The 20,258-nt window shown below is 46.9% G+C and carries 20 protein-coding genes; 11 read left to right on the plus strand and 9 right to left on the minus strand.

Annotated elements, in window-relative coordinates:
- Positions 1 to 327: 327 nt before the first annotated feature.
- Positions 328 to 1,359, minus strand: coding sequence for a hypothetical protein (locus QUA58_RS27375; protein WP_333397209.1), 1,032 nt, complete (start codon positions 1,357 to 1,359; stop codon positions 328 to 330).
- 641 nt (positions 1,360 to 2,000) lie between these two features.
- A complete protein-coding gene (locus tag QUA58_RS27380) occupies positions 2,001 to 3,128 on the minus strand; it encodes a HetZ-related protein 2 (protein WP_333251510.1) in 1,128 nt (375 codons plus the stop codon).
- A 158-nt stretch (positions 3,129 to 3,286) separates the two neighbouring features.
- Here QUA58_RS27380 and glyS point away from each other — a divergent pair, with 158 nt between their 5' ends.
- Both glyS and murD read left to right on the plus strand, forming a co-directional pair.
- On the plus strand, positions 3,287 to 5,467 hold the full coding sequence (glyS, locus tag QUA58_RS27385; protein WP_333397212.1) for a glycine--tRNA ligase subunit beta: 2,181 nt from the start codon (positions 3,287 to 3,289) through the stop codon (positions 5,465 to 5,467).
- Positions 5,468 to 5,662: 195 nt separating this feature from the next.
- Positions 5,663 to 7,009, plus strand: coding sequence for a UDP-N-acetylmuramoyl-L-alanine--D-glutamate ligase (murD, locus tag QUA58_RS27390; RefSeq protein WP_333397214.1), 1,347 nt, complete (start codon positions 5,663 to 5,665; stop codon positions 7,007 to 7,009).
- A gap of 138 nt (positions 7,010 to 7,147) precedes the next feature.
- Here the strand turns inward: murD and QUA58_RS27395 are convergent, their stop codons facing one another.
- The 4 genes from QUA58_RS27395 to QUA58_RS27410 form a co-directional block, all read right to left on the minus strand.
- The gene (locus QUA58_RS27395) at positions 7,148 to 7,306 is read right to left on the minus strand and encodes a hypothetical protein (RefSeq protein WP_333251517.1); all 159 of its coding nucleotides are present in this window, start codon (positions 7,304 to 7,306) and stop codon (positions 7,148 to 7,150) included.
- Between the two features lie 51 nt (positions 7,307 to 7,357).
- Complete coding sequence (locus tag QUA58_RS27400) at positions 7,358 to 7,720, minus strand: hypothetical protein (RefSeq protein WP_333397216.1); 363 nt, start codon at positions 7,718 to 7,720, stop codon at positions 7,358 to 7,360.
- On the minus strand, positions 7,689 to 7,871 hold the full coding sequence (locus QUA58_RS27405; protein ID WP_333251521.1) for a hypothetical protein: 183 nt from the start codon (positions 7,869 to 7,871) through the stop codon (positions 7,689 to 7,691). Before QUA58_RS27405 ends, QUA58_RS27400 begins: the two co-directional genes overlap by 32 nt.
- 90 nt (positions 7,872 to 7,961) lie before the next feature.
- Positions 7,962 to 8,372, minus strand: coding sequence for an MAPEG family protein (locus QUA58_RS27410; RefSeq protein ID WP_333046867.1), 411 nt, complete (start codon positions 8,370 to 8,372; stop codon positions 7,962 to 7,964).
- A 31-nt stretch (positions 8,373 to 8,403) separates the two neighbouring features.
- Between QUA58_RS27410 and QUA58_RS27415 the strand changes: the two genes are divergently transcribed.
- The 3 genes from QUA58_RS27415 (at position 8,404) to QUA58_RS27425 (ending at position 10,583) form a co-directional block, all read left to right on the plus strand.
- Entirely contained in the window at positions 8,404 to 8,622 is a 219-nt protein-coding gene (locus QUA58_RS27415) for a hypothetical protein (RefSeq protein ID WP_333397218.1), read from the plus strand.
- An 837-nt stretch (positions 8,623 to 9,459) separates the two neighbouring features.
- Positions 9,460 to 10,239, plus strand: coding sequence for a class I SAM-dependent methyltransferase (locus QUA58_RS27420; RefSeq protein WP_333397220.1), 780 nt, complete (start codon positions 9,460 to 9,462; stop codon positions 10,237 to 10,239).
- A gap of 14 nt (positions 10,240 to 10,253) precedes the next feature.
- Positions 10,254 to 10,583: a cupin domain-containing protein gene (locus QUA58_RS27425; RefSeq protein ID WP_333397222.1), complete on the plus strand. Its 330-nt coding sequence runs from the start codon at positions 10,254 to 10,256 to the stop codon at positions 10,581 to 10,583.
- Positions 10,584 to 10,813: 230 nt separating this feature from the next.
- On the opposite strand, the gene QUA58_RS27430 is transcribed toward QUA58_RS27425, so the two are convergent.
- A complete protein-coding gene (locus QUA58_RS27430; RefSeq protein ID WP_333251534.1) occupies positions 10,814 to 11,515 on the minus strand; it encodes a Crp/Fnr family transcriptional regulator in 702 nt (233 codons plus the stop codon).
- Positions 11,516 to 11,560: 45 nt separating this feature from the next.
- Here QUA58_RS27430 and QUA58_RS27435 point away from each other — a divergent pair, with 45 nt between their 5' ends.
- The 3 genes from QUA58_RS27435 (at position 11,561) to psb34 (ending at position 13,322) form a co-directional block, all read left to right on the plus strand.
- The gene (locus QUA58_RS27435; RefSeq protein WP_333397225.1) at positions 11,561 to 11,884 is read left to right on the plus strand and encodes a hypothetical protein; all 324 of its coding nucleotides are present in this window, start codon (positions 11,561 to 11,563) and stop codon (positions 11,882 to 11,884) included.
- A gap of 169 nt (positions 11,885 to 12,053) precedes the next feature.
- Positions 12,054 to 13,085: a thiazole synthase gene (locus QUA58_RS27440; protein ID WP_333251540.1), complete on the plus strand. Its 1,032-nt coding sequence runs from the start codon at positions 12,054 to 12,056 to the stop codon at positions 13,083 to 13,085.
- A 69-nt stretch (positions 13,086 to 13,154) separates the two neighbouring features.
- Positions 13,155 to 13,322, plus strand: a complete 168-nt coding sequence (psb34, locus tag QUA58_RS27445; RefSeq protein ID WP_333251542.1) for a photosystem II assembly protein Psb34 — start codon at positions 13,155 to 13,157, stop codon at positions 13,320 to 13,322.
- Between the two features lie 38 nt (positions 13,323 to 13,360).
- Here psb34 and QUA58_RS27450 read toward each other — a convergent pair whose 3' ends face one another.
- Positions 13,361 to 13,567, minus strand: coding sequence for a hypothetical protein (locus tag QUA58_RS27450; protein ID WP_333251545.1), 207 nt, complete (start codon positions 13,565 to 13,567; stop codon positions 13,361 to 13,363).
- A gap of 184 nt (positions 13,568 to 13,751) precedes the next feature.
- On the opposite strand from QUA58_RS27450, the gene QUA58_RS27455 reads away from it, so the two are divergent.
- Together QUA58_RS27455 and QUA58_RS27460 are read left to right on the plus strand one after the other, a co-directional pair.
- Entirely contained in the window at positions 13,752 to 15,953 is a 2,202-nt protein-coding gene (locus tag QUA58_RS27455) for a tetratricopeptide repeat protein (RefSeq protein ID WP_333251547.1), read from the plus strand.
- A 105-nt stretch (positions 15,954 to 16,058) separates the two neighbouring features.
- A complete protein-coding gene (locus QUA58_RS27460; protein ID WP_333251550.1) occupies positions 16,059 to 16,751 on the plus strand; it encodes a response regulator transcription factor in 693 nt (230 codons plus the stop codon).
- Between the two features lie 92 nt (positions 16,752 to 16,843).
- On the opposite strand, the gene hemG is transcribed toward QUA58_RS27460, so the two are convergent.
- Complete coding sequence (gene hemG / locus QUA58_RS27465) at positions 16,844 to 18,304, minus strand: protoporphyrinogen oxidase (protein ID WP_333397227.1); 1,461 nt, start codon at positions 18,302 to 18,304, stop codon at positions 16,844 to 16,846.
- An 859-nt stretch (positions 18,305 to 19,163) separates the two neighbouring features.
- On the opposite strand from hemG, the gene QUA58_RS27470 reads away from it, so the two are divergent.
- Positions 19,164 to 20,225 carry a PAS domain S-box protein gene (locus QUA58_RS27470; protein WP_333397230.1) on the plus strand — a complete coding sequence of 354 codons (1,062 nt, stop codon included), beginning with the start codon at positions 19,164 to 19,166 and terminating at the stop codon, positions 20,223 to 20,225.
- The last annotated feature ends 33 nt before the right edge of the window (positions 20,226 to 20,258 follow it).

Raw genomic sequence — 20,258 nt, forward strand, 5'->3', positions numbered from 1 at the left:
AAGGTTTCATCCTATTTTACCTCTTGCAAGTCTACCCCCTTGACAATTTGCACTTTTTCTTAACTTGTCACAAATGGTGTTGATCTGCCTGTATCTGCGGTTAAAAAAAGAGAATTTCAGCAAGCGCAGATGACAATGGATTCACGCAGATTCACGCGCTTGTCGAGAATAGAGATCTGAATAATTCCAATGCTAACAGATTGGATATTAAATGCCTACTGCACAAACTTTCGTCTACGCGGACTAATAAATAAAGGAGAAATATAGGCAGAAATCGGGTTTGTGAGGTCAGCGAGTCCGATCGCGAAAACAGTCATCTATTGCTAATTAGGACTGATCGGGATTGTGTTCGTGCAGCAAAGCTTCAATTTGGTCGTCAACATTTCTAATCACCTGTTCCAAAGCGGGCAACCCCTCTAAAGGCACAGGAGAAAGCCGAGTTCGATCGCGAATTTGATTCACTTTCCGCTGCAATTCTTCGGCCAGCCGCAGTGCGTCCCGACTCAAATTAGACAACTGCTGCTGCTGGTAAAACCTCAAAGCTGCCCCCCGCAAAACTTGCAGGGTGGCTTCTTCCTTGCCACCCACCGTCATTACCCGCAAGCGCAACAGCAAATGAGTGTTTTGATATATGCGCTCAACTTCGACTTGTTTGGGCTGTTCCACCGGGGAAACAGGCATATCTGTCAGCCGCTTCAACTCGTCGATGACCTCTTGGAAAAGGACGATATCGATACCTTCGAGCATGGATTTCAAAACGCCATCTTGACTCCAAAGAATGCGACCTTGGGACTGATGCCGCTCAAAAAACAGGCGGCCGATACCCTCTCGCAGCACTCTACCGAGCAATTCTTGCAGCAGTTGGGGTGCGGGCAAAGTTGCCAAAACTTCCACTCGGCTTGACAAGTGCAAGGCCTCGACATTCAAAACCGATAGCTGTGTCGGTGTCGGGGGAACCTCGGCGCTAGCAGGTTTAAACCGCTCAGGATCGGGCATCGAGGGTTCTGGCACAGACAGCAGCGTTGCTGCATTGGGGCCTGAAGTTGCTGATGCGGGATTTTTGGGTGTTGGGGCTGTGGCGGTTTCTGTCTGGCTGGGTTCTCGGATCTGGCTCCCGTGCAGCAAGTAAGCTGAGAGCATCGAGCGCTGAGTTTCCGAGGCAATTGGCTCTGTTGTGACTGAGCAATTCATGTAAGCTAAAATCCGCTGCACGTAGTCCAAGGCGGAGTCATCTTGGGCATCGACTACGCCCAATTTAAACAGATTACCTTCTAGAGATAAAGGCAAAACTTGATAGTAAAGGCAAGCTTCAAAGGGGACAACTGTATCGATTAGGTGAAATATTCGATCAGAGTCCATTGTAGCTGCCGAGTCTGTTGAAGATGTATGTACCATTAGCTGCTTTGTAGTTGGAAGCGCGATCGAGCGCGACGCACCAACCTGATGCGATAAAATTAAACGCTGCAACTTCCTGCTACGGAGGAATTGGTCTCGCAACCGGAAGCTTTTATTAAAGAAAAATCCTTAGTCTCAGAATTTTCTCCCTTCTGTATTGCAGCCTCAAATTCTACCAAAAGATTGAGAACTAGATGATGACTAGCGCAGGCTAGACCCACTATCATCGATCGCCCGAGATTGATGCCCGTGGCTGGCAACAATAGAATTATGTCTTTAATGCACAAGTATTAGAGATGCACCACAACCGATGATTTACAGGCAACCGCTGAATTTAGGATTGGTTAAAAAATCCTCAAAAGTCGATCGTGCTGCTAGTATCTTACCTCAGAGAGTGGGCTGTGATCGTCTCCGAGCGCGATCGTCACGGCAGCGCAACGATATGCCGATCGATCTAACCTGATTTGATACAAGGGGCATCGCGCGGTTTTCCACGGGGAAACTCGCAGTAATCTGTGGCTGTGAGGGAATTGATTTGTAGCGCGGATTCTGAAAAATGCTACCGCCAATTAACAATTAGCAATTGCCCGCCACCCATTACCAATCTACTCGTTGCGGAGCGATTGAGCTGCTAAATAGAGTTTGCTCCACTCGCCGATGACTTGATTGGTTTTCAGCTTTAATTCAGATGCGATCGTCTCTACACTTTTCCCTGCTTTCAGCGATTCTACCAACTGCCGCTGAACAGGTGTGAGGTTTTGTAAATATTGCTGCCACTGAGCCGGAGTCAAGCCCAAACTGTGTTCTTTGAGCGAAGTTTCCAGCCAGTTGGCGACTAATTCCGGTGCTTGTTTGACCGCAAAAACCCGAATCGCGTGGTAACTGACTTTTTCTCGCAAGCGGTAAATTTGCTTGATCGGAACCTTCAAATCCTCAGCAATTGCCTCTTGGGAACGACCTTGCAGGTAAAGCTGCAGCCACCGGGAAGCCAGCGGATCGACTTCAGCGGTCAAGTAATTCTCAAATTCTTGTTGGACAATCTGCCGCTGAGTTTGCTGCTCTTCCCAAGCTTGATTTTCTCGATACTCGGACATTGCCTGTTCATCTAGCAGGCTGAGCGGTTCGTCTGTATCGTCGGGTAGAACCTGTTCCGACACCAGCCGCACCCAGTCTCCCGCAGGCACTTGCGTCAACCCGCCCCGCTGGGCACGCCGCAAATAGTTGACAAAACGGTACACCAGCAGCGGCTGGTTGCGGATCGGCCGCAAGCAATATTCTTCTGTGCTCGCTAGCAGCAAAGCATTTCGCAGGCGTCTGTCTGAGGTACATTCGGCAATCCAGGCAACTTGCTGCTGCAGGTAGCGATCGGAATTCAGCATTTCCTGAATCACTTCTTGCAGTACCTCCACCGCACTCCGCTGTCTGTCGCGACTCAGGGAAACCCACGCTTGGATTTTTTGTCGGAGCACAACTAAACCGCCGAGCCGCCCGATCAAGTTGCGGTAAGCTTTTTCTGGCGGTACTCCCAGATACCGCTGCTGTAAAATTCGATATAAAAAGTCGATCGCCCCAGAGGCGACAGACAATTGAGTTGGGCTAAGAGTGTCAAATCTTTCGGGCTTGTCTCCCAACAGCCACCGGACAACACTCTCGCGAGTGCTAGAATTTTCGTCCGGGCAATCTTTTTCCAGTCGAGACTTCCAATCTTGTCCTAGTCTTTCCGCCAAGGTCATGGGCTGTCGAGAATATTGTCTTTCACCCCCGATTTTACGTGGTATCCTGGATTTTTGAGTATTTTTCAGATATACGATCCTCTTCTGCAAGCTTCGCGATCGCGCGATCGGATAAATTACCTTAAATTACCCTAAACAAAATTCCATTACGGTGCGATATGCCTAACTTTTTATTAGAACTCGGTACAGAAGAATTGCCCGCCTCTTTTGTCTCAGGCAGCGCCCAGCAGTGGCAGCGACTTGTACCTGCAACGTTGGCAGAAGAATCCTTGACAAATGACTCTATTAATGTATACGCTACTCCAAGGCGTTTGGCCGTTCTCGTGAAAGGGCTGCCAGTTCAGCAATTAGATAGGGAAGAAGAGGTAAAAGGGCCACCCGCGAGTTCGGCTTTTAAAGATGGCAAACCGACGAAAGCAGCCGAAGGTTTTGCGAAAAAGCAGGGCGTAGAAATTGATGCTTTGGAAGTTCGCGCTACCGATAAAGGCGATTTTGTGTTTGTGCTGAAAAAGATTCCGGGGCGGATGAGTGCGGATATTTTGACAGAACTTGTGCCGCAGTGGATTAATAAGTTAGAAGGCAAAAGATTTATGCGGTGGGCCGACGGAGATTTGAAGTTTCCGCGCCCGATTCGATCGCTAGTGGCACTGTTGGATGATACTGTACTGCCAATTACATTAGTGAGCGGTTCGGATACGGTCAAGAGCGATCGAATTTCCCAAGGACACCGGGTGTTATACACCCCCTCTACACCCCTTGGCAAGGGGGAAACGGGGGGGGTCTCGATTCCGCAAGCCGAAGATTATGTCGAGTGTCTGCGGGCTGCTTGCGTGGAGGTCGATCGAACCCAGCGCAAAAATCAAATTAAAGCACAAGTAGAAGCCGCAGCGACAAAACAAGCCGGTTACGCCGACATTACCGAAGATTTGTTAGAAGAAGTCACCGACTTAGTAGAATGGCCTAACGCAGTTGTCGGCAAATTTGACGAGGAATTTTTGATATTGCCGCCGGAAGTAATCACCACAATTATTGTTACAAACCAGCGGTATTTTCCCATCCTCAAAAGCCCAGATTATCCCGAACTTCTGCCCTATTTCATTACAATTTCCAACGGCGATCCCGCTAAAGCCGCGATTATTGCCGCCGGTAACGAGCGAGTAGTGCGGGCAAGATTGGCAGACGGTCAGTTTTTCTACAAAGCAGACTTGGTAAAGCCTCTAGAGGATTATTTACCGAAGTTGGAAAAAGTTACTTTCCAGGAAGAGTTGGGGACAGTGCGCGCAAAGGTCGATCGGCTGTGCAAGATTGCCAGCCTCATCACCAATCAACTGCAAATCACAGGCGAAGAACAAGCTTACATAGCAAGAGCAGCCTTACTTTGCAAAGCCGACCTCGTAACCCAAATGGTTTACGAACTGCCTGAAATGCAAGGAATCATGGGGCAGAAATACGCCTTAGCAAGTGGCGAATCGGAAGAAGTAGCCACAGCGATTTTTGAACATTATTTGCCCAAAGGCGCGGGCGACAATTTGCCGCAAACTATCACAGGTCAAGTTGTCGCAATAGCCGACAAATTAGATACATTAGTCAGCATCTTCGGTTTGGGAATGTTGCCAACTGGTTCATCCGATCCCTTCGCTTTGCGCCGCGCAGCCAATGCAATAACTAACATTATTTGGGCGGCTCAGTTGCCTGTCAACTTGCACAAGTTACTCGCCGAAGTTGTCGCCGAATTTACCGCAGCGCGCCCAGAAACACCTGCTGAGTTGCTATCGCAGTTATACGAGTTTTTCTTACAAAGAATTCGGACTTTGTTGCAAGAAGAAAAAAATGTAGATTACGATTTGGTAAATGCAGTTTTGGGAGAAAACGACCCAGAATATACTGAACGAGCATTGAGAGATTTGTTGGATGCGCTGGAAAGAGCACTTTTCCTACAACAAATCCGCAATAACCAGACTTTGGATCTGATTTACGAAACAGTCAACCGTTCAACTCGTTTGGCGGCTCAAGGTGATTTGGATAAAGTTGAATTGGAACCAAAAACGGCGGTGAAACCAGAGTTATTTCAAAAGTCGTCTGAACAAGCTTTCTATGATGCAGTCGTGCAGTTAGTGCCGCAAACGCTGCTATCCAAACAAACTCGGAATTACCAGCAGTTGGTAGATAGTTTGACTGAAATTGCTCCGGCTGTGAGCAGCTTTTTTGACGGCCCTGAAAGTGTTTTAGTGATGGATTCTGACCCGGAAATTAAGCGCAATCGGTTGAATTTACTGGGTTTGCTGCGGAATCACGCGCGGGTATTGGCTGACTTTGGGGCGATCGTCAATCGATTTTAGATTTTAGATTTTAGATTGCCGCCAAAGGTTTTGATGTAATATCAAATCCATTGGTATCGGAATTATTCATTTCTATCTTCTCTCTTCTCCTCCTCTGCGCCCTCTGTGCCCTCTGCGGTTAAATCATCCAAAAAAAACCGTAACCGATATAAACTTATAAAACCAGGGAAATTCGCTCCATCACACACACAACTTATGCCGATCGCTCATATCATTGGACTAGGAAAGTCAGGGAATGCCGCCGCCAGACTGCTAAAACGCGAAGGATGGGAAGTAACGCTGAGCGATCGCTCATCTTCCCCAAATTTGCTCGAACAGCAACAGCAACTCGCTAACGAAGGAATTAAAGTTGAGTTAGGTCAATCTTTGGAACCAGTCGAATCTATAGAATTAATAGTAGTAAGTCCGGGCGTTCCCTGGGACAGTCCAGCATTAGTGCGCGCCCGAGAGTTAGGCATTGAAACAATAGGAGAAATGGCTCTCGCGTGGCGTTATCTCAAATCTCCTTGGGTGGGGATTACCGGCACTAACGGCAAAACTACCACTACTGCTTTAATTGCTGCTATTTTTGCAGAAGCAGGGCTTTACGCTCCCGCTTGCGGCAATATTGGCTATGCTGCGTGTGAATTAGCTTTAGCAGAAAAACAGCCGGATTGGGTAATCGCAGAAATTAGCAGCTATCAGATAGAATCATCGCCGTGTGTAGCGCCGAGAATCGGAGTTTTGACGACTTTGACGCCGGATCACCTCAGCCGCCACAAAACTTTGGAAAATTACTACAACATTAAAGCGCATTTGCTGAAAAAGTCTGAATTGCAAGTAATCAACGGCGACGATCCTTGTTTGCGACAGCAAGGACTTGACATGTGGCCGGATGCGTGTTGGACGAGTGTCAAAGGTGAAAAAGATTTGTTGGGCGATCGCACTTTTGGAGCGTACATTAAAGACGGTTGGGTAATCGCTCAAAACGAGAAAATTCTGCCTGCTGAGTCTTTGCGGATGGTGGGCGAACACAATTTGCAGAATTTGTTAATGGCGGTGGCGGCGGCTAATTTGGCGGGGATAGATAAAAGTGCGATCGCCCGGGCGATCGATAAATTCCCCGGAGTGTCGCACCGTCTCGAACACATCTGCACTTGGGAAGGTATAGATTTTATCAACGACAGCAAAGCGACTAATTACGATGCGGCGCAAGTCGGGTTGGCTTCTGTAAGCGCGCCGGCGATTTTGATTGCGGGCGGCGATCCCAAAGAAGGGGACGATCGCGCATGGATTGATACAATTAAGGCGAAAGCTGCTGCGGTGTTGCTAATTGGAGATGCGGCAGGTATTTTTGGCGATCGGCTCGAACAAGCAAATTACAACGCTTGGGAAATAGTCGAAACAATGGAACGAGCAATCCCGCGAGCAGCAGAATTAGGCAAACAGAACAACGCTAAAGTAGTGTTGCTTTCCCCAGCCTGTGCTAGCTTCGATCAATACCAAAACTTCGAGCAACGGGGCGATCATTTCCGCCAACTATGCCTCGAATCCCTAGTTTAGATATCTCATTGTTCGCTGTGTACAAAATAAGATTGTTATACACAGCGAACACGAACAAAATTAAATCTGCGTGCATCTGCGTCTATCGGCTTACATCTGCGGTTAAAAACTAAAACCTCTGATTTGGGACAATCTACTTTAACTAACAGTCTTCCAAATATCCTTAATTCTAGCCTGTTGTTCCCATTCTAGCTCATAAAAAACTAGCATCATTTCCTCATGAGTGTAATCAATAATGATTGCCGCCAAATGAGCAGCGGTTTCCGCTTCCAGCATGGCTGTTTTTAACTTTGCCATTGCCTCTTTATCCATTAGCACTAAACTTTGAATATTGACCTCACTTTCATTTTAATTGTGTCTGCAAATGTCTTTTAGTTTGGTCTGAAAATCAGCAATCTGAGCCGCACTTATTGTATCAGAATGCGACGACGATATTTTAAATTCTTGCCTACAAATCTGAGAGAGCAATTTTTCATCAATCTCCAGAATATTGCCTGGGGAAGCGACATCTTTTTGCAACAAAATTGCGATTTCTCTTTCCAGTTGGCGATTTGCTTGCAGAAAGAAATCTTGAGAGTTGGAACGAAACAAACCGCTATTGACTTGCTGAATTTGGCTAGGTGTCAGCGATTGAGCCGAGACAGCAGCCGGAAATCCCAAAGATGCTGCTAGCCACCAGCTAGGAATTATCTGTTTGAGAATGCTGTTCATCACTGTCGGGAGGAGTTTTTACCTCAGTTGGTTTCTCGTCTTCTAACTCGCTTGCTAATTCATCTTCTCGTTCAAGTTTTTCTTGCCACTCGACAAGCTGCTGAAAAAGTTTCGGGTTAATTTCAAATACGGGTTTGTTGGTTTCTGACATATTTACTCCTAAGATTTATTACATTTAACTGGTTCCCAGGCAGAGCCTGGAAACGAGTAGAAAAACAATTATGTCGATCGCAAGCTACGATCAAACCTTCAGCAGCGACATAATTATGCCAGTTAAGGAACCACCAAGCAAAGCTAAAGTAGCTAAGGTACTAATGCCAAATCCTGCCGCTCTTTTTTCAGCAGCTTGATAGTAACCCCAAGCAAACAAAATGCGTCCAACTATCCAAACTGCGCCGATACCAGCGCCCCAAATCGGGCTAATAAATTGCGAGAATAGCCAGAGCGAGGGCAAAAATAGAATCATTTGCTCTAAGGTATTTTGCTGAACTCGCACCACTCGCTCAAAGTCTGGGTTTCCTGTCATCTGGGGGGGAGAAACTTTGTATTTGAATCTAGCTCTGCCGACGTTGATGGTAACAACGAAGTAGAGAATTAATGCTGAAACAGTAATTAGACTAGGCCAAAGTGTCGCGTTTGCTTCTGCGAGCATGATTCGGTATTATTGGGGTGGAGTAGATATCTTGATTATAAATCAATTATTGCCGATCGGGTTATTCATCGCCATCCCGTCATTCAAGGCAGGGGATTTGATGCAACTGCTGGGTATTAATGGCGCGACAATTGCTTTAGAGTTCCGGGACATCCTCGAAAACTGGCTGGCTGGGATTTTGATTCTTTGGCTCGCACCTGCCGACGGATACAAACCCGCGACTCCTCTCGTGAGCAGCCCCAAATTTTAGACTTTTGTTCAAGCTCCCAGATTCATCAGTGGAGTAAATCTAAAATCTAAAATTTGTGGAGTAATTAGACCTCTTGCAAAATTCATTTTAATCAAATTTTGTAACAGGCAAGATGCCTGTTCCACAAGAAAAAATGTTTTTTGTGGAACGGGCATCTTGCCCGTCCTAGTTATTTTTGCAAGAGGTCTAATTTAAAATCTAAAATCTAAAATCTAAAATAGACTCACCGAACCTGCATACGAATACAAGCCCCCGACTTAAGGAGATTATTTTGCTCAACAATATTCGAGACAGTCTTAAATGTTTCACCAGGAGCAGGATTCATCGATAGCATTTAAAGCGCATAGGAGTTGACTTGTTGGAAGAATCAACCCTAGATATTAACTATCTTGTCTTAATTCTCGGCTCCTGTATAATTGCCACCTTTGGACTGCTTGCCAACAGTGCAGCCGTAATTATCGGTGCAATGATCATTGCGCCTCTGATGTTGCCAATCCGAGGGTTAGCATTTGGATCGGTAAGCTGTTGTGCATTTAAATTGTTGAGGGCGGGCAGGATGCCCACCCTACAAGAGTGAAAATTTATTTTACCATGCAATTTAAATGCGGATTAGCTTAACAGCAATCAGTTCTACTTAAAACGATGACGGCTGTTTAGGGATGGATTGAAAGCATTGTTGGCAATCAAAAACAGTCCGAATTGTTGAGGGCGGACATGAGATAATTCCTGATATTGTAGGGTGCGTCAGCCTACGATAATTTGAATATGAGCTAGATCATAGAAAGATTTGGGAGAATTTGGCAAACTGAGAGTAAGGTTAAATAGGAGGTCAAATCTATGACCAATACTACTCTCAATTTTAAGACTGCGCCGGGCCATGAAGTCCTAGCAGCCGCTGGTAAGACAATGCTGAGGCCGGGGGGGAAGCTTGCTACGGAACAGTTATTTGAGTGGGCGGATTTTCAACCTGGCGAGACTGTTTTGGAGTTGGCTGCTAGTTTTGGATATAGTTCGATCGCCCTTGTTGAACGTTTTGGGGTAAAAGTAGTGGGTGTTGAGAAAAATCCCGACAGTGTAGCCCGCGCCCGTGCTAACGTTGCAGCAGCGGGTTTGAGCGATCGAGTAGAAATTGTGGAAGGAGATATTTTTCACTTGGATCGGATTTCCCAACAGTTTGATTGGGTGTTGGCTGAAGCTATCCTGACAATGCAGTCGCCGTCGGGGAAAGCTAAAATTGTATCGGGAATTTGCGATCGTTTAAAACCAGGTGGCAAGTTTCTCTCTCACGAACTTTTAGTTAAAAACCGAGAAGCTGAAATTCACAAAGCTTTATCAGAAGTGATTCGCGTCAATTCAACCCCTTTGTCTGAGTCTGGCTGGATTGCTGTTTGTCAAAATGCGGGTTTGCAAGTAGAAAAGTGTCAAAGTGGGGCGATGGGGCTCCTCAACTTGCGGCGAATGCTTAATGACGAAGGCTTTGTGGGTACTGCGCGGATTGTGTGGAATGTTTTAAGCCGATCGCAAATTCGCGATCGTATCTTAGCAATGCGTCGAGTTTTCCAGAAGTACCAAGAGGATTTAGGCTATATCATCATCTGTGCTCAAAAACAATCTTAACAAAGTAAAAAGTTATGACTGCTACCATTTTACCGCTACAATCTTCATCAATCCAACTGAGAGACACAATCGAATATCCCGCCACCGGAGTGCTGACTAAAATTTTAGTCAAAGACAATAATTGTCAGCATACTTTGCTTTGTTTGGCAGCAGGTTCGGACATTTCAGAACACCATTCAGCGCGGAATGCCACAATAAATGTAGTGGAAGGAAAAGGAGTTTTGACTCTGGAAGGTAAGGATATTGTCTTGGAACCGGGAGTATTTGTATTCATGCCCGCACGAGCGCCCCACGCTTTGAAAGCTGAAGAAAATCTGGCGTTTGTTTTGACATTTTCGGAGTAAGAATAAGACCGGGCGAATGGAATTTGTGAGAACAAGACCGGGCGAATGGAATTCGCGGCTACACAAACAAAACCTGCCTCCGCAGGTTGAAGAACGATCGGTTAAAATTATATAATCTTCAGTCTGCGGAGGCAGACTTTGTTTTTATAGAAGCGGTTTCAACCGCCGTCTTATTTTCCTAGATTTTTATAGGCGCGGTTTCAACTGTACGTCCTATCTTCAAGAAGGCTTTAATCAATTTCATCTCCAGAGGCGATATCCTCCAATTTTCCCCAATCCAACACAGTAATTTTTCCGCCTCGACTGTAGGATACAAACGGCTTAAGTTTCTTAAACAACCGCACGCATTCTTCGTAGGTAATCCCAATACTGCGAGCAATTTGATAGTAGGGAAAACGTTTTTCTAAACATACACTATTATCCGCAATCTTCGTACCTTGCTCGACGGCAAAGTAATGAATAAATCGGGCCAGCCGGACGATCGCCCTTTCCGACACCAACCCGTGTACAGTCTCGTGCAGTTGCTGCAACCGCTGATTAAACACCGCCAATATTCGCAAAGCAATCTCGGGATTTTCCCGAATAGCTGCTAGCAAAAATTCCCGTTCTGTGGTAAGAACTTGCACATCAGTTTCTGCCGTCACCGTTGCCGGGGCAATGCCGTTGCCTAGCAAAGCAGGTGCGGCAAACATATCTCCTTGAAATAAAGTGCGGAGAATTGTTTCTTTGCCCGCCGCCGCTGTTTTTGCAACCCGCAGAGAACCGCTCAAAAGAGTGTATAATTTTTCGGGGAGGCGATCGCCCTCATACATCACAACTTCTCCCTGTCGGTAAGTCCGAATTGCTGTATGTTCTTGCAATTGCTCTAAATCAGTTCGGTTTAAGCTGGCAAATATCCCAATTTCGGCCAGTTGCTCGACAGTTGCTTTCATAGATTTAACTCTACTAGCTCGCAGTTCAATAAGAGTACAATAACGGTGAATCCAGAATACATCCAGCAAAGCAGAGCCATCTACGAAAATGCAGAACCAGAATATCGGCGGCATTATTTTGACGAGCTAGCTGGCGGATTTGTGCTAATTCACCAACAACACAATCTTAATAATTCGGAAATCTTTCTGGCTGAAGTTTTGGCTAAAATAGGGAAGAGAGTTAGAATGTTGAGCGAGCAAGCAGCAGAGGGTGTGAGAACGCCAGATGCTGAGATTGACGGTGAGATTTGCGAATTTAAGGAGTTGACAAAATCTACTAAAAACATCAGATATCGAGTTCAAGAAGGAATTAGCAGGGCAAAAAATTAAGGTGCAGCAGCCGTTATTTTTCACATCAACCGAGAGAGTTATGAGTTTTGGAAGATAAACGACGGCATCAGAAAAGCTTTTTATTGGGACGAAAGACAACTGATTCAGACTATTATATTAGTATTCAACAGCGAAGAAGTACAACAAATAACTAGGGAGGAATGGGAAAATGGAAGACGTTTTTAATGAGTTTGAAGAAGTTATACAAGTCGGCTTGAAAAATAATATGACGCGAGATGCTAAATTAATTACAATTGGGCAAATTTTATATGCAGTTACGCGCGATGAGCTGACAAATGAAGAAGGTTGGAAGCTTGAAGAGATGATGGGCGGCAGAACACAGTGGGAAGAAGCTCTTGAGTACAGTATTTTTGGCTATCCTGTAGATACAGCAACGCCACCTTTAGACAAACCTCTAATTATTGCCGGCAAAACTTTTCATTCTCGCTTGATGACGGGGACGGGAAAATATCGCAGCATGGCAGAAATGCAGCAAAGCGTCAACGCTAGCAGGTGCGAAATTGTTACCGTAGCGGTGCGGCGAGTGCAAACAAATGCTCCTGGCCATGAAGGATTGGCAGAGGCTCTTGATTGGACTAAAATTTGGATGCTGCCAAATACTGCCGGTTGTCAAACTGCGGATGAGGCGATTAGAGTAGCTCGTTTGGGCCGGGAAATGGCGAAACTTTTAGGGCAAGAAGACAACAATTTTGTCAAATTAGAAGTGATTCCCGATGCTAAATATTTGCTGCCAGATCCGATCGGCACTTTGGAAGCCGCAACACAATTAGTCAAAGAAGGTTTTGCCGTTTTGCCTTACATCAATGCCGATCCCTTGCTGGCAAAACGCCTCGAAGAAGTCGGTTGTGCGACAGTCATGCCTTTAGGTTCTCCCATCGGTTCAGGGCAAGGGATCAACAATGCCGCCAACATTCAAATAATTATTGACACGGTGAATGTTCCTGTAGTAGTCGATGCGGGGATCGGAACGCCCAGCGAAGCGGCGCGAGCAATGGAAATGGGAGCCGATGCACTTTTGATTAATTCCGCGATCGCCAATGCCCAAAATTCCCCGGCAATGGCAAAAGCAATGGGAATGGCAGCAGAAGCTGGGCGGATGGCGTACTTAGCAGGCAGAATGCCGATCAAAGATTACGCGATCGCCTCTTCCCCCCAAACAGGCACTGTCACCTCAAAATAAATTCCTGAATTTTCCTGGGCGCTTTTTTGGTACAGTTGTAAACATCAAAAATATTAAGGATTGTGACTGATGCCTTACATCAAAGATGACGATGGACGCCTGAACAACTTTGCTAAAGAGCCGAAGGTGTACGGCGCCGAATATCCCAACAAGAACCAACAACGGAACTACATCATCGGCGGTATTGTAGCAGCCCTGTTGGTGGCCGGTTTGGTTTATGTGGCGACTTTAGCCTGAAAACTGGCTTGAGACTCAAAGCTGCTTCAAATCGCAATTTAAAATAATCCTTCAAGAAACCATGTTTTCCCACCAATGGAAACATGGTTTTTGTGTTTCAATACAAAGCAGGTAGTTGCGACAGTCCTGAAGCGTGCCAAGCGAGCTGGAAAGCTAAATAAGACCAGCAGAAATTTGGTGTTTTCCTCTTGGCTGTCGGGTTCAGGGACTTGGGTTGCAAATACTAACACGGGTTCGTCACCCACATAAAATTGCCAATTGAAAATCTACAATCCTTTAGTCATCACCGGTGCGATTGACTGCCTTCGGGGCTTAGTTGTGAGTTATGAGCGATCGAGATTTCAACTCTCAACTCTACAATCTAAAATCTACAATCCAAAATCTAAAACCTAAAACCTAAAATCTAAAATCTAAAATCGGCTGATCCTGATGTCTATTCCTTCCCAAAAAGTTTCTAGCTCAAACAAGCTGATCTATCAACGCTTGAAACAGGCGATCGACCTCAATTTACGCCGTCAAATTTTTATTGCCGCCTGCGACGACTTGTGCCTGCGGGACTGTCTGGCAGCCCGCTTGCACGCAGAATTAGCTGCAGAGAGCGCAGGCTCAGATCCTCGCTCCCCGATCAACTACCCCCGATTTGTCAGTTTGGAACTCGACTTGAGCGATCCAAATCCTTGGGGTTCGATCGCCGCATGGCTGACCCACCACCCACCGCCGCAAAACAGGGGCAGCTACAGCCGTTTGCCAGGATTTCAAATTCTTGGGGCAGAACACCTCACCAGGCAGTCAGCAGCCGTGCAGTGGTCGTTCCTGAGCTATTTGAGAGACATCGAAGCAAACCTGCAAATGTGCGAGTCTACTCTGTTGCTGTGGGTGTCGCGGCCCTGGCTAAGTTCGATCGAGCAATCGGCCCCGGAATTTTGGCACTGGCGAACCGGAGTATTTGAGTTTGAAGGCGAACCAACTCCAGCTAAGGGAGACTTCGGGCACTTTGATGACTTCGGGCACTCAGGAGACTTGCGAAACTTACGGGACAGCGGAGACTTTGGCAACCAACTTTTAATATCTTCTTTGTCTGGACAATCCCGAATTCCCGACGAACAATCCCCAATTTCCTATCCCCCGTCCCCAGGGCCAGATTCTAAATCCGTCCAACTGGCAGATTTGGTGCTAGCTGCAGCCTCTGAGGAGTTGGAAGCAGAAAATGATGCCGCATCGGAGGACAATTTTCTGCCGCTGCAAACTCTGCAATACATCGAACTGCTGCAAGAACATCAGTGTTCTTGCGAAGCTTTGGCTTTGGCTTATCAAAGTTTGGGGAATTACTACCGCGATCGCATTCTGGGCGGAGACGTTTCAGAGCAAAACTTGACAATCGCCATTCGCGCGATCGAACAAGTGATTGCGTATCTCGAAGTTGATACCAACTCGCAGCAAAATCAACCACTAACTGAGGAATGCGCGCGGCTGATTGCCCAATTGACACAAAATTTAACTCAGTACCCCCAGGAGTCCAACAGCCTACCGCCAATTTCCGATCTGCTTAACGATCTCGGCACTCTCTATTGGATGCTATCGCGCGATCGCACGCAGCATAACGCCTCAGATCCAGTATCCAGCCTTGAACGCAGCATCGCCCTCTACCTTGAAGGTTTGAACCGAACAGATGGCGAAACCGTACCCCAAACCCGCGTTAGATTAAACAAAAATTTGGGCATCGCTTCGGCCGATTTAGCCCGCTATCGAGACAAGACAGAGAACTTGCAGCACGCAGTTGCAGCTTACCAACAAGCGCTGCTGGATCTAGACCCCGCCGTGGAGCCTCAGCAGTACGCTGCTGCTCAGAATAATTTGGCGACAGCATACTGGAATTTAGCCCAAGATGGTGAGCCGATCGTATATCTCAAAAGCGCGATCGCAGCTTACACCCAAGCCCTCTCCTGCTACAGTCCCGAACGAGAACCCCTCAACTATGCCGGAGTGCAAAACAACCTCGGTACCGCCTGCTGGAACCTCGCCCAGCACGAACCCTCAGAACCCCTGCTAGTCAGGGCGATTTCCGCCTACCGCGAAGCATTGAAATACCGCACCCGAGAATTAGTACCCGCAGCAGCAGCAGCCAGCTACAACAATCTCGGTACCGCTTATTGGCATTTGGCGAACCACTTTCAGCATAAACAGGCGCGGACGGAATCATTGCAGCAGGCGATTACCGCCTACGAAGCCGCCTTGGATATCGCCGGAGAGATTGATCGAACCCAACTCACCTTTGACGCCTTGGCCGCCCGCAACAATCTCGGACTAGCCCACTATCAACTAGCCACCGACCCAGATTTCGCCGCTAATAAAGTCGCACAGACAAGCCATCTAGAAGCAGCACTGCACCACCAGTTGCAAGTGTGTGCCGAATGGGGACAACATCTCAATGACAAAGGGTTAATATATGGGGATAAACTCAACCTGCAAGCCCCGGCAAACTCCCAAGCTGCTGATTCCAGGCAAACAGCATTGAGCTATATTGTCAAAACGATTAGAGCTTTCTATAGTGAATGTGGGCTGCCCGGCCAAAATTTAGCCTTATCCAAAGTTCCTGGAGATTTATTGCCTGAAATTTTGCGTAGGTTATAAATAGGGCTATAACTATTAAAAGCTCAATTTTTTCGAGATTTGTATCCAGTTTTCTATTATTATGGCTGAATATTCTTGCCTAATTCTTCAAGCAAACTTGTGGTCATGGCCCCTGTAAAAATCCTTGTGGTTGATGACGACCCGGCAATCCGAAATTTAATTCACCGTTTTTTGAGCCAGCAAGGTTATCAAGTTGAGTCTGGCGAGGACGGTGAGACTGGTCTGGAATTATTTGAGCAACTCAATCCTGACTTAGTAGTTCTAGATGTAAATTTACCTGATACAACTGGCTACAAACTATGTCAAGAAATGCAAAGACGCACGGGCGTGTTTGTGTTGATGCTGACTGCCCGAACCGATGAAGCTGACAAAATGAAAGGGTTTGCCGAAGGTGCTGACGACTACATTACTAAACCTTTTAGTCTTGTAGAGATTGGAGCTCGCGTTGCAGCAATTTTGAAGCGCAAACGCATTGTTACTCCCGCCGAACAACAAACTCTTACTTTTGGAGAGCTACTAATAGATCCGGTTCGCCGCGAGGTAATTCTCGGCAGTCAGATACTTGCTTTGACTGCTTTAGAATTCGACCTGCTGTACTGTTTGGCCAGCAAACCCGGTCGCGTGTGGAGGCGATCGGAATTGCTGCATGAAGTGTGGGACTACGAGTATGTAGGAGCCGATCGCGTGGTGGATGTCCATATCGGTCAAATTCGCCGCAAAATTGAACTAGATCCCAATCAAATGCCGATGATTCAAACCGTCCGGGGGGTGGGTTACAAGTTTGAGCCAACAACCTAGTAGCATTCGCCATTCGGCTCTAGGGGCGGGTTCACCAATATCTCGGATTAACATACTCGATATTTGTAAACCCGCCCTCCCCACACAATCATTCAGATCGATCGAGCATCTGATTGTTTGTTCTGCAAATACTCGCCCACTTCTTGTGCACGCTCAAAACCCCTTCGCACGCAATCTCCCAAAGCCACTCCGCCAACGTAGTTGCTGCACAAATACACCCCCGGCAAAGATTTTAAGCCCTCATCGATTTGTTGCAGGCGATCGAAATGACCCAAGTTGTACTGAGGAATGGCCCGCTTCCACACATTCACCGCTAAAACTTTTGGCTGTGGCACATCTGGTTTCAGCAAAATCCGAGACAAATCTCGGTGCACCTCCCGAACGATTTGTTCTGAGTCGAGATTGCCAATTTCCGAATCAGTAGCCCCGCCGATGTAACTGCTGAGAGTTTGCCACCCTGCAGGCGCGCGATCGGCAAATAAACTCGATGTCCAAATCGTCCCCAGAGTGCGAATTCCCTGCCCCCTCGGAATTAAATTTCCAAAACCTACTAATTTACCCTTGACATCAGACTGCGGATATGCTAACACAACGCAGGCAACTGTAGGATAAGTAAAAGCTTGTAAAGCGCTGCTAACTTGCGGTTGCAGAGGCTGCAACAAATCGGCTGTAACGTAAGCCGGCGTTGTCAAAACCACGGTGCGCGCCTCAACTTCCTGCTGTCCGTCGGGCGTCGAGAATACAGCAATGTAAGTTTCGCGTTCTGTACGCTGGAGGCGAGTCATGTGCCAGTTGAGTTTCAGTCGATCGCCCAATTGAGCAGCGATCGCCTCTGGCAGAGCCTTCAACCCCTGTTTAAACGAACCCAACTCCCCCGGCCTCGTAGACGGAACATTCGGGTCTGCGGGCATTTTCTTCGGTCTTTTCCTAGCAGAAAGCAGCGCCCCCGCCACCAGCCCGCCACCCACATCAGCCATCTTCGTTACCCGCCCAAAAGCCGCCGCCGCGCTAAGTTGTTGCGGATCTCCCGCATAAACCCCAGAAACAAAAGGTTCCACCAACCGCTGCATCACTTCCGTACCGAGATGACGGCGGAAAAATTGAGAAACAGTTTCCTCGTCACCCTGCTGCGAAAGTCGATCGCCCATTGCCGGCCCGACAAACCCCAAAGCCCCGAACAATGCCCGCAATTTCCCCGGAAAACTCAGCAACTGAGACTGAATCATCGCCGGTGGAGTCATCGGCACCGGTTGCAGCTTCCCTTGCCAATACACAAAACGAGGCAATTTGCGATCGGCAAAAATCAACTCTTGCTTCAATCCCACATCCACAGCCAACTTCATCAATTCCGGCGTAGGCGAAAAACTGTTCGGGCCCTCCTCCCAGAGAAACCCTTCGGCTGTCACAGTGGTGATGTTCCCGCCCACACGTCCCTGACTCTCAGCGACTAAAATCGCCCGCGGGGATGCACTCGTTGCTTCCTTGTCAAGTGCGTGCGCCAAACTCAAACCGCTAATACCCGCACCCACAATCAAGGTATCTAATAGTTCCATATTACATATTAAAAATATCGCAATCTTTATGTTACATGGCTTTGCACGGCTTGCGTTCTTTGCTGTACTGCCAAACCGCTTTCAGATTACCGAATTGGGAATTGGGAATTGGGAATCGGTAAGCTTTCCGGCCTTTCTTAAGCATTTTTCTAGCAGGTTGTGGATGAGAACCTCTGCCCACCTCCTCGTCTCCCCGTCTCTCCATCTCGCTTTTTTATCCGCTGGGTCTGGTTTAAAAAAAGAGCATCTGCTGTAATTAAGCTATATTCCCAAAAATACTATTTCTTTAAAATTTTTGTATTATAGGGAACAGCGCCAAAAATTGCACCGGGAAACGCAGCAGTACAGTGCCCAAAAAGATTTGATTGGGTTAAACTAACTTTAGGAAAATTTTAGAGCTTAACTTGCAAGTCCGCACCCCGCTCTGAAGAGATGGGGCTTTATGCCCTAATCAAAAGAGAGAGTTGACCAGCTATCGTCTTAACTGATGACGTTATCAAAAATATGGGTGTAAGCCCAAGCTGCTATGCGATCGCGGGTGAAATATTTGAAACGGTAATTGTTCCGTTGAAAGTAGATCCTAAAAGTACCAAGTGACCAAGTAGCCCTGTGTAGGAATAATCAATATTCAAGGCGGTTAAAACTGCCTGATGCGTGCTACCTCGATCGGTCTACTCACATCTTGCACCATTCTCGCTTAACAGGCTTTCCGGCCTGTTCCACAAACAGTTAATTTCTTGTGGGGAGTAGGGGTTGGGCATCCTGCCCGCCCATAAAAGCTTATTGAAAATGGTGCAAGATATGAGTCTAAAGACACGAGGTTTTCATAATACTAAGCTTTTCTCATGAAAAAATACCCATGCAGGAAGTTATCAACTCGTTTCAGTCTTTTTTCTCTAACTCTGTTGATGCTTTCCTAGAGTGCGATCGACAGCAAAAGTACCTATCGATAAATCCTGTCGCTGCTGCTTGGATGGGATTGGAGCCTGCTGAAATACTCAACAAAACTAATCAGGAATTATTAAAATTATATCCCAATAATGCTGCTGTCAAAAATATAATCTCGCAGATTGATTCTTGCCTGCAACAAGTATTTATAACCGGGGAAAAACGGCTGGCAATTCATGAGGTGACGGCGGCAGACGGCGGGATTAAAATTTACGAAACTGCTTATACGCCAGCGCTGGATGCCTCTAGCAAGCAGATGCGGGTTTTGGGCGTCGGTAGAGATATCACCAGGCACTACCGCTGGCAGCAGCAGAAAACTCAACAGTTACGCCGATCGAACCATTTACTGTTGTTGAATGCAGCTAACAGTCCCCTGGCAATGGTGGGCTGGGATGAAGATTTTCGGATCGTTCAGTGGTCGAAACGCGCCCAAGAACTTTTTGGCTGGACATCCGATGATATGCTGGGCAAGCAGTTCGGCGATTTGGATTTGGTTTGCGAGGAAGATAGAGAGGCTGTAAGCGCGATCGAACTCGAACTAGCCACCGGCAACGGCAATACTTCAATTAACCGCAACTATACTAAAAGCGGACAGGTAATTTGGTGTCGCTGGTTCAACTCAATTATTCGCAGCGGCGACACTTTTACCGTACTTTCTTTGGTGGAAGACATCACAGATCGCAAACGGTTGGAAGCAGAAAAAGCCCAAGCTGCTCGCCTCACAGCAATGGTAGCCGATGTCGGTATTGCCCTCACCAAACACCCTCAAGATATCCTGCTTCCCTGCTGCGAGGCAATGGTGCGAAATCTCGATGTCGCCTCTGCTGAAATTTGGACTTTTAACTCTCAACATAATGTTTGGGAATTGCAAGCAGCCTCGGGAATCTACAGCCGCACAGAGGATCGGGCTAGCTTTATTGAAAGTAAGGTTAGGAATGAAAATTTAATAACATCAGCGATGTATAATAAATAAATGAGTGAATATGAATAGGTTTAGGTTTCGGTA

Source organism: Microcoleus sp. N9_A1 (assembly GCF_036701795.1).
Lineage (GTDB): Bacteria > Cyanobacteriota > Cyanobacteriia > Cyanobacteriales > Microcoleaceae > Microcoleus.